Source organism: Lentilactobacillus sp. (assembly GCF_040773105.1).
Classification (GTDB): domain Bacteria; phylum Bacillota; class Bacilli; order Lactobacillales; family Lactobacillaceae; genus Lentilactobacillus; species Lentilactobacillus parabuchneri.
Genome location: NZ_JAXGWW010000070.1, coordinates 1 through 9474 on the forward strand (window position 1 = coordinate 1; position 9474 = coordinate 9474).

Sequence of the window (9474 nt, forward strand, 5' to 3'; positions counted from 1 at the left end):
AAAATATATCTTATCAAGATTGTTTAAATTTACTAAATACATATGGGGGTTAAGGTATGGTAACAATCAAAGAAATTGCAGCACGATCAGGTTTCTCAACCGCAACGGTCTCCCGTCTTTTAAATGATGACCCAACATTTTCTGTATCCGCTCAAACTAAAAGCAAAATTTTTGAGGTCGCAAAGGCCCTCGGTTACCAACATGAAAAACATGTTCGTTCCTTGAACTATAAGATCGCCATTCTCTATTCAATTTCTCCTCAAAAAGAATTATCCGATATTTTTTATAACGATCTTCGAAACAGTATCATTCAGTTTGCCACCGAGAGAGAGATGGCATTAAATTTTGTACGTAAAACTGCCGAAATTCCTGAAGATGCAGATGGTTTCATTGCCATTGGATACTATGGTAAATCAGACGTTGAGCGTATCAAAGACTTAGCCATTCCTGGCGTTTTTCTGGAGTACAATCCTGATTATCATGCATTCGATTCGATTGAATTCAACTTCCAAAAAATTGTGAAAGAAACGATCAGTCTTTTTGTGGATCGTGAGTTTGAATCAATCGGGTTTATTGGGGGACCATCGTGGAATAAACACTCCTCAGATCCTAATCACGATGATATTCGTACACAATACTTCGAATACTATTCCAAAAAAGCTGGAATTTTTGATGAACATGCAGTTTTTATCGGAAATAGTTTTTCCGTAGCCAGTGGCTATAAACTGGGAAAGCAAATCGTCAAACAATATTCTGATCGAAAGTTTCCTGATAGCTTTTTGGTTGCAACCGATCCACTCGCGGTAGGTGTTCTTCAGGCGTTTAATGAAAGTCGGGTAATCGTTCCAGATGATACTACCCTAATAAGCATTAACGATAACGATATTGCGAAATACGTCTCTCCACCTTTAACGACATTTCATTTAGATATCAATCATTTGGGATTAACTGCTGTTGATTTTCTCCAACAAATCGTTGATTCTCCTGATCATCTGCATAAAACTATTTTGTTAAATTCTGAATTAATCTATCGGAAGAGCTTTACTAACACTAAATAATCAATGGCATGCTGGCCTGAAAAAGGATTATTTGCAAACATTTAATCTCCAATCGATAACGATTTTTCAATGCATTTGCACCACCCACCACTCATCTCTCCATAGAAAAAAGCACAAAATCAAGATTTGATTTTGTGCTTTTGCTAATTATTTTAAACGTTATTCCCACTCAATCGTTGCCGGTGGCTTGCTCGTAATGTCGTACACTACGCGGTTAATACCATCAACTTCGTTTACAATTCGAGTTGAAACGTTCTGTAAAACGTCCCACGGAATTCGTGCGAAATCAGCGGTCATCCCATCAACGGAATTTACGGCACGAATGGCAACAGTGTAATCGTAAGTCCGACCGTCACCCATCACACCAACACTTCTAAATCCAGGAAGGACGGTGAAGTATTGCCAAATGTCACGATCAAGTCCGGACTTGGCAATTTCATCACGAAGTACCCAGTCACTATCGCGGACAATCCGCAATTTTTCTGGTGTTACTTCGCCAATGACACGAATCCCAAGGCCTGGACCTGGGAATGGCTGACGCCAAACAAGTTGTTCAGGCATCCCGAGCTTCTCGCCGATTTCTCTGGCTTCATCCTTGAACAAGGTGTTCAAAGGCTCGATTAGCTTAAACTTCATGTCCTCTGGCAATCCACCGACGTTGTGATGAGACTTGATCGTCTGAGCAGTATCAGTTCCACTCTCAACCACATCGGTATAAAGGGTCCCCTGTGCCAAAAAGTCAATGCCATCCAGCTTACGTGCTTCGTCATTGAAGACCTGGATAAATTCGTTACCAATAATCTTCCGTTTCTTTTCAGGCTCGGTCACACCCTTTAACTTGGAAAGGAAGCGTTCCTGAGCATCGACTTTAATGATGTTCAAACCAAACTTACCAACTAGGCTATCCATAACCTGATCGGCTTCGTTCTTACGCAACAAGCCGTGGTCAACAAAAATACTGGTTAACTGCTTACCAATTGCTTTGTGCAGCAAGACACCAACAACACTTGAGTCAACACCACCTGAAAGTCCCAGCAATACTTTCTTGTCGCCAACGGTCTCTCGGATATGTTGAATCTGCAGATCAATGAAGTCATCCATCGACCAGTTTGCTTCTGCGTGACAGACGTTAAACGCAAAGTTCTTCAAAATATCATTTCCATACTTGGTATTGCGAACCTCGGCATGGAATTGAATGCCATAGAAATTGCGATCAACATCCTGCATGGCAGAAATTGGACAGTCACGGCTGGTAGCAACGCTTTCAAAGCCAGTAGGGACTTTGGTTACCAAGTCACCATGGCTCATCCAAACCGGCTGCTCGCGCGGTGTGTCTTCAAATAAAACTGCGTCATCAGAAGTGAGCTGAATATCTGCGTGACCGTACTCGGAGTTCGAGGCCTTTTCAACCTCTCCATCAAGGGTATATGCCATGATTTGCATGCCATAACAAATTCCCAAAATTGGAATTCCCAGCTTAAAGATGTCTGGATCAACCTTCAAAGCGCCATCTTCATACACACTATTCGGACCCCCAGAGAAGATAATTCCCTTGGGGTTCATTTCTTTGATCTGTTTTGCGGACAATGCATGCGACTTAAGCTCTGAATATACGCCTAAGTCACGGATCCGTCTTGTAATCAGTTGGTTATACTGACTACCGAAATCCAGCACTAAAATCTTATCGAAGCTTGATAAGTCAACGTTTGCCAAATCATACACCCTTTCAAAGTTCTTACATAAATAATAAACGATTCAACTAGGTTTGGTCAACATTAATTCTAAAATCCAAACAATCAATATTTTCTCAGGTACAATCGATCGATCAAATGATTGTCAGTCTTATGCATAATCATATCAGCTCGTGACCGAGTTGGCAGGATATTTGCCCGCAGGTTGGGTAAGTCAATGGTGTCCCAAACATTGCGAGCCATGTTAAATGCGTCATCTCGATCACCCTGTGCGTAATCGTAATAATAGTTATCAGGATCCTGAAACGCCGTATCCATCAAACGCCCGAAACGTTCCAGATACCACTTTTCAATCAAATGAGTGTCGGCATCCATATAAATCGAAAAGTCGGTAAAGTCACTGATGTAAATCTGTTCGTTACTTGGCAGCTGCAACGTGTTAATTCCTTCAACAATCAAAACGTCTGGCCGGTCAACAATTTCAAATCGGTTGGGAATGATATCGTAACTTTGATGAGAGTAAACTGGCGATTTGGTGACCGGCACACCAGACTTAACTTCATTTAAAAAGGCAATCAGCTTCCGCATATCATAGCTTTCAGGAAAGCCCTTCTTGTCGTATATCCCGCGTTTCTTCAATTCTGCATTGGCGTACAAAAAACCGTCGGTGGTAATCAGTTTAACGGTCTCGCCGGTAAAATAATTTGATAATAATTCTTCCAGCACCCGGGCAGTGGTTGATTTGCCAACCGCCACACTCCCGGAAATCCCGATAATAAACGGCACCGTTCTCACGGTCTTTCGCAAGAACCTGGCCTTGGTGGTCTGCCACTGGTCAAAATTGTTTTTTTGAAGGCGAATCATATGCACCAACGGCTTATAAATATCAGCAACATCTTGAAGTGAGATGCGGTCGTTAAAGGCCTTGATGTGCCGCAATTCATTAGAAGTCAACGGCAAGTCGACCTCACTGTCGTTATTAAAATGTTTCCACTCATCTTTGGTGAACGAATAATAGTTTATTAAATCATCCATATTTGTTTTTCTCCGACTGTTCTTTTACTTAACCCAACAATTATAACATCAACCCACAAAACATTGTTAGATTGTCGTAGGGTACAAAAAAATCGGGTCATGACGATCCGATTAATCGATTACTTAATTGAGCTCATATTCTTCAGTTGGAACCGTATCAAAGATTGGCGACAGCGTTTCAGTCGCAACAACCGTCAAGCGATGCATCGCCCTGGTACAGATTGTGTAAACCAGTTGGCGGTCACTTTCATCTGGGTAGCAGGCCTGAGATGCGTCCCACATAATCACGCTATCAAACTCAAGCCCCTTGGCAAGGTATGACGGCACAATAATAATCCCTTTTACCAGCCGCTGATTTTCAGTTCGAATCAAGGTTGATTGAACCCCGACTTCAGATAGCTTTTCGCTCAACTCTTTACATTCTTTGAGCGTCTTGCCAATAATCGCAGTGGTCTCGTGATCGGCCAAATTAAGTTCCGTTTGGACTTTAACCTGTTCAACTGCAGCGTCGACGCCCGCTTTAACGTAGATGTGCGGCAAATCACCCTGACGATTAAATGGAATAATATCCTCGCCGTTTGTCAGCAAGTGCCTGGTAAAGTTGGTGATCTGCTCGGTCGACCGATATGACTTGGTTAACTGAACGACCCGCGTCTTATCTTCAGGGAACATGCTGCCAAGTTCGCCCAACAATTTCTTACTGTTTTCGTGGGTAAAGATTGCCTGATTCAAATCGCCAAGCAGCGTAAATTTAGCCCGCGGAAAGCTGAATTTCAAAAATGCCAGCTGGAAGGCTGAATAGTCCTGAACTTCATCAATGAACAGGTAACGGATATCTTTGTCACCGCGCTTTCCGGTCATCAAGTCATACAAGTAGATGTACGAGGAGGCGTCGGCCAGAGATATTCTGCCCTGCTTGAGCCGGCCAATGGTTGCCTTGATATCTTCCTGCCAGTCTTCACTGGTAATCCCAAAATCACTTAGATGAACGATTTGCGGCATACTGCGCAACATGTGGACAAACTGGTTATTGATACTCAACCAGTGATTGCGGGCAATCTGCCGTTGAACTTTTCTAAATGATTTGACCACGATCTGCCGGGCTAAGAACTTAAACTCCTTATCTGAATTTAAGATTTCTTCTTCGCCTTCAGCGTGGAACTGTTGGATTTCTTCTCTGGAGAGATTTTGAACAGCCTCTTCAACCCACTTTTTCTTCATTTCAACGTGGATTTTCCGGTTCAAAATCTTCATTAACTCTTCTTTAGTGGATTCCAAACGATTGCGCAAATTGTAGTTTTCATTAAACCCGTAGTAAATATCGCTAATCTTTTCCTTTGGAATCAACACTTCACCGTTAAACATCAGATTTCGAAAGCGCATGTCTTCTTTGTTCAAATGGTTGGCGTAAGCACTGACAGCTTTGAAATAAGTCAAGCTACCCTTGAGATCGTTCAGCTTTTGCGCGTGCTTGTCAAGCTGCTCGGTAAAGCGCTGCGACAAAGTTTCCACTTGGATACTTGGCAGCCGATGGGAACTGTATTGATAAAAGGTCATCTGCACCATGTTCTGTTCGCCAAGTTCCGGCAGCACTTGGTTGATATAGTCGTTAAATAACTGGTTCGGCGAAAATAAAATAATCTGTCCTGAGTGCAAGTTACCGCGATACTGATACAGCAGAAATGCCACTCGTTGAAGCACCGCAGCGGTTTTCCCAGAACCGGCTGACCCTTGAACAAACAGCAATTCAGAATCTGTGTCTCGAATAATTTGGTTCTGTTCTTTTTGAATCGTGGTAACGATACTCTTCATTTTGGTATCTGAACGGTTGCTCAACGCATCCAGAAGCATTTGATCGCCGACCACTTCTTCAGTGTCAAAGACGGTTTTAATTTTTGAGTTTTCAATCTGGAACTGACGCTTTAATTTGACATCAACCGTCTGTTCACCGTCCGGGGTCTGATAGGTCACGTCGCCAATCCCGCCGTTATAGTAAATACTTGAGATAGGGGCCCGCCAATCATAAATTAAATAATGATCCGGCTGGTCGGTAAATGACGCCATTCCAATATAAATGGTTTCGTCACGCTTCTCGTCGCCCTCACGGAAATCAATCCGTGCAAAATAAGGGTTCTTCTCAAGCTTGTTGAGCGTCCCCAATTCTCTGGCAGCGTGTTCTTGCCGATTTTCCCGTTCGGAAAGCATTTGTTGCTGCTGTCGAATCGACATGGCAGTTTCCATCATTCCGCTATACGTCTCGGTTTTGAGCCGCACATCATTATTGAAATTACGATTGATATCCTTAACATCACGCTTAGTTGCCTTGATTTTTTTCTCAAGGTCTTTTTGTGATACATGGATTTCGTCAATAACGTGGTCCAAGTGATGTTGCTCTTGTGTTTTGATATTGTCTGCCATACTTTACCCCCTATAACTTGACTTAACAGTTTATCATAAAAACGGTACCAATTCAAAAAACATTATCGAATAATGGGTAAAGTTAACGATCCGAGATATATCAATTAAATTGGTATACAAGTTAAATCGCTAGTATCATATGGTATAATTGAGCTGTTTTAAATAATTGTATACTTAGGAGGACACGTCATGACGATCTCACTATATTTTGTTAGACACGGACAAACATACTTAAATAAATACCACCGTATCCAAGGGGTCATCGATTCCCCACTAACCGACAAGGGAATTGCCGACGCCGTTTCTGCCGGCAAACGACTCAGCCAAATCAAATTTGATGCCGCCTACAGCAGCGATACTTCGCGGGCAATCAAAACGGGGCGTTTGATTTTACAGGAGAATCCTTCCGACTTGACGGCACCGATTCCAGTGGCCGGCTTTCGCGAACTTAATTTTGGCTACTATGAAGGTGAAGACGACGTCAAAACCTGGCATACAATTGGCGGTCCGATTGGAATCAACTCATTTCATGGTTTAATTGCCGAATTTGGCATTAGCAAGGCCGAGGACATGATTGCGGCTGCCGACCCGTACAAAGATGCCGAAAGCGGTGAAACGTTCTGGAAACGGCTTAAACCAGCAATTGATAAAGTGGTCGAAGACGCTTCTGATGGCGACAAAATTCTCTTGGCAACGCACGGCACGTTAATTCGAAACGTTGTGGACCGCTGGAGCGACATTCCCGTGAACGTCTCAACGAAGAATGGCAGCGTCACTAAAGTCAACTTTGATGATGGGCGTTACTCAGTGGAATATTTTAATAATGTGAGCGAAGATCTTTAAAACCAACTTATTTTTCTGACTGAAAAGCCGTGAGCGGCATGCCCACGGCTTTTCGTTTGGCTTTTAATCGATACTTAAGTGGACTGGTGCTTTTTTACCCAAACCAAATCGTGATATTCCCTGACAACCACACAAATTTGAAGAAAGTATGACCATTCCCTCCCCGTTCACTCTGGTATAATAAAGGCGTCAGGGGGTACACATCATGAAGAAAATTTTACCTTTCATCGGCGTCGGATTGGCAGGCGTTCTTTTGCTTGCCGGCTGCGGTAACAAAAAAGCCGACATGCAGGATTCAAGCGCAGCTAATCCAAGTGCGTCCAAATTAAATGGGTTGCTGTCACCGGCAACTGCCAAGGTACCGGAAGATTCGCAAACAACCAATGCAGACCCAGTTTATTCCCAATTTTATAAATCTAAAGGTCAATGGTACTGGAAGTTGTCTTCCAAACAAGACGGGACCATTGATAACAGTCAAATTAAATCGTTGAAGTCAACTGACCAAAAGAATGTTTACGACTTTTCCATGGTCAGCAATCAAAACAAAAAATATCATCTGACTTTCAACTGGATTAATGGCAGCCACCAGGCGTACACCGTCAATGCCGCCTATCATAAGGTCAACAGCACTTTTATTTTAGCTGACGCAACGAGTTCTGAAAGTTGGCAAACCGGTGCACCGCAAGCCGTTCAAGGCACCTGGGCAACTGATTTCGCTAACAACTCTGGAAGTGACGCACAAAAGCTGCCATACACAAAGCAGTTTTTAAACATCACCAGCAGTGCAACCAGCAGCTTCATCAATGAATATGACAGCAATCATCGCCTGTATAACTCCGAAACCAGCAACAAGACCAGCCAGGTCACTTATAAGTCGACTGGTCAAGATGGTTATGTCATTAAATCTTATCAAGCTGATCAAACGCCGGTTGTCTACACGATCAACGTTGTCAGCGATAATCAAATCAACGTCTCCGGATTAACGTCTGGGACACTCAGTATGACCAAATCAGCAACCAGCGCCACAACGGCTGGTTCTGAGTCGTCCACTACTTCGCAGTCCGGCTCAACGACCAGCAGCTCAACATCCCAGTCAGCCAGCAATGATAATCATTTGACTGACGCGCAGGTTGTGAACTGGATCTGGCCGTACGTCAAAGCGAAATATCCAAATATGAACGTGGCGTCCACGGACTTCACCTACATGCCGCAAATGCGAAACGGTCAGCTATATGTCAGCGTTTTGGAAAACCACAATGCTGCCGCATTTAAAAAGAGCGGCGTCGACACCAATACCAATCCACAAGTTGCCAGCTTTAGAGTGACCTCAAGTGGGGCCTTGGAGCAAATGGACGCGACAACCGGAGACTGGACGGTTGTTTCAAACGGTTATGGTGGATAGTTTGATACCAGATATTAAATTTAAAAACGCACTGAGGCTGGGATAAAAGTATTAATTTTTGACTCAGTCTTTTGTTTGGTAAGTTTATACTATCTAGCTGAAACGTGAGACGACGGCCGGCTGAAAGCCTGCCTAGCCTACTTGGCGATCGGCTGATCCCGGCCATTTAAGCCCGCCAATCAATTATTCTAAAACCAGAAATAATCGATTGACGGGCTTAAATTCTGGGATTAAAACGCCTTTTGTCTCACTCGGTGCGTTTTAATGTTTCCCCATTTTGCCATCGTAATCCTTATCGATGTGCTCATAATGGTCTACTTTATATTTCAGCTTATCATAAGATTCCTGCATTTTGGCTAATCGTTCACTCACAGATTCAAGCTGTTCGTTAAGCAATTCTTTTCTTGCTTGAACCGTTTGTTTCCCCTGCTGGAATAGTGAAACGTAGTCGATCAGGTATTCAACACTGACGCCAGCATCCCTCATGCATATCGCAAATGAGACCCAGTTCAAATCTTCTTGATCATAGTTTCGATAACCGGCAGCATCCCTTGTAACGGCCGGAATTGCCCCGACTCGTTCCCAGTATCGCAACGTGTCTGACGCAACGTTATATTTTTTAGAAACTTCATTAATTTTCATATGACCACCTCACCCACTCATCATAAACCTTGAAGTGGACTTTAAGGCAAGAAAAACCTGACTACGATGAACAAACTGCGTTCATCATTGCCAGGTTTTTCTTGTGCTTATTTAAATCACATTCTGTTTAGTTTGAGTCGTAGTTTTGTGTTTCCTTTTTACCTAGTAGAAACGTGTTCCTCAAACCAGACTCCTCCGCTTAATCCGATAACCAGCCAAGGCGCAAAAGCAGCGCCTTGGCTGGTTATCACATTAATGCTCGGAGTCTAAACGGTTTGAGTCACACTCTCTATTTCTTTAACCTCGACTTACTTTCCGCCCGTTCCTTATACATCGGAATTTCGTCCTCACTGGCTCTAACCCAGTGATGCGGGACAATTTCGAC

General features: G+C 43.2%; 7 protein-coding genes. 3 read left to right on the forward strand and 4 right to left on the reverse strand.

What is annotated here, in order from left to right; genetic code table 11:
• The first annotated feature begins 56 nt into the window (after positions 1–56).
• Positions 57–1058, forward strand: a complete 1002-nt coding sequence (locus AB3112_RS05270) for a LacI family DNA-binding transcriptional regulator (protein WP_084974599.1) — start codon at positions 57–59, stop codon at positions 1056–1058.
• Between the two features lie 159 nt (positions 1059–1217).
• Here AB3112_RS05270 and guaA read toward each other — a convergent pair whose 3' ends face one another.
• From guaA to helD, 3 genes are all read right to left on the reverse strand, one after another.
• Positions 1218–2771 carry a glutamine-hydrolyzing GMP synthase gene (gene guaA, locus AB3112_RS05275; RefSeq protein WP_084974597.1) on the reverse strand — a complete coding sequence of 518 codons (1554 nt, stop codon included), beginning with the start codon at positions 2769–2771 and terminating at the stop codon, positions 1218–1220.
• 83 nt (positions 2772–2854) lie between these two features.
• On the reverse strand, positions 2855–3784 hold the full coding sequence (gene coaA, locus AB3112_RS05280) for a type I pantothenate kinase (protein WP_084974595.1): 930 nt from the start codon (positions 3782–3784) through the stop codon (positions 2855–2857).
• Between the two features lie 123 nt (positions 3785–3907).
• Positions 3908–6202 (reverse strand): RNA polymerase recycling motor HelD, encoded by a 2295-nt coding sequence (helD, locus tag AB3112_RS05285; RefSeq protein WP_057910938.1) that lies wholly within the window; start codon positions 6200–6202, stop codon positions 3908–3910.
• Between the two features lie 189 nt (positions 6203–6391).
• Here helD and AB3112_RS05290 point away from each other — a divergent pair, with 189 nt between their 5' ends.
• Complete coding sequence (locus AB3112_RS05290) at positions 6392–7045, forward strand: histidine phosphatase family protein (protein WP_057910937.1); 654 nt, start codon at positions 6392–6394, stop codon at positions 7043–7045.
• Positions 7046–7250: 205 nt separating this feature from the next.
• Entirely contained in the window at positions 7251–8447 is a 1197-nt protein-coding gene (locus AB3112_RS05295) for a hypothetical protein (protein WP_084974593.1), read from the forward strand.
• Between the two features lie 261 nt (positions 8448–8708).
• On the opposite strand, the gene AB3112_RS05300 is transcribed toward AB3112_RS05295, so the two are convergent.
• Entirely contained in the window at positions 8709–9089 is a 381-nt protein-coding gene (locus tag AB3112_RS05300) for a MerR family transcriptional regulator (RefSeq protein ID WP_057910935.1), read from the reverse strand.
• Positions 9090–9474 lie beyond the last annotated feature (385 nt).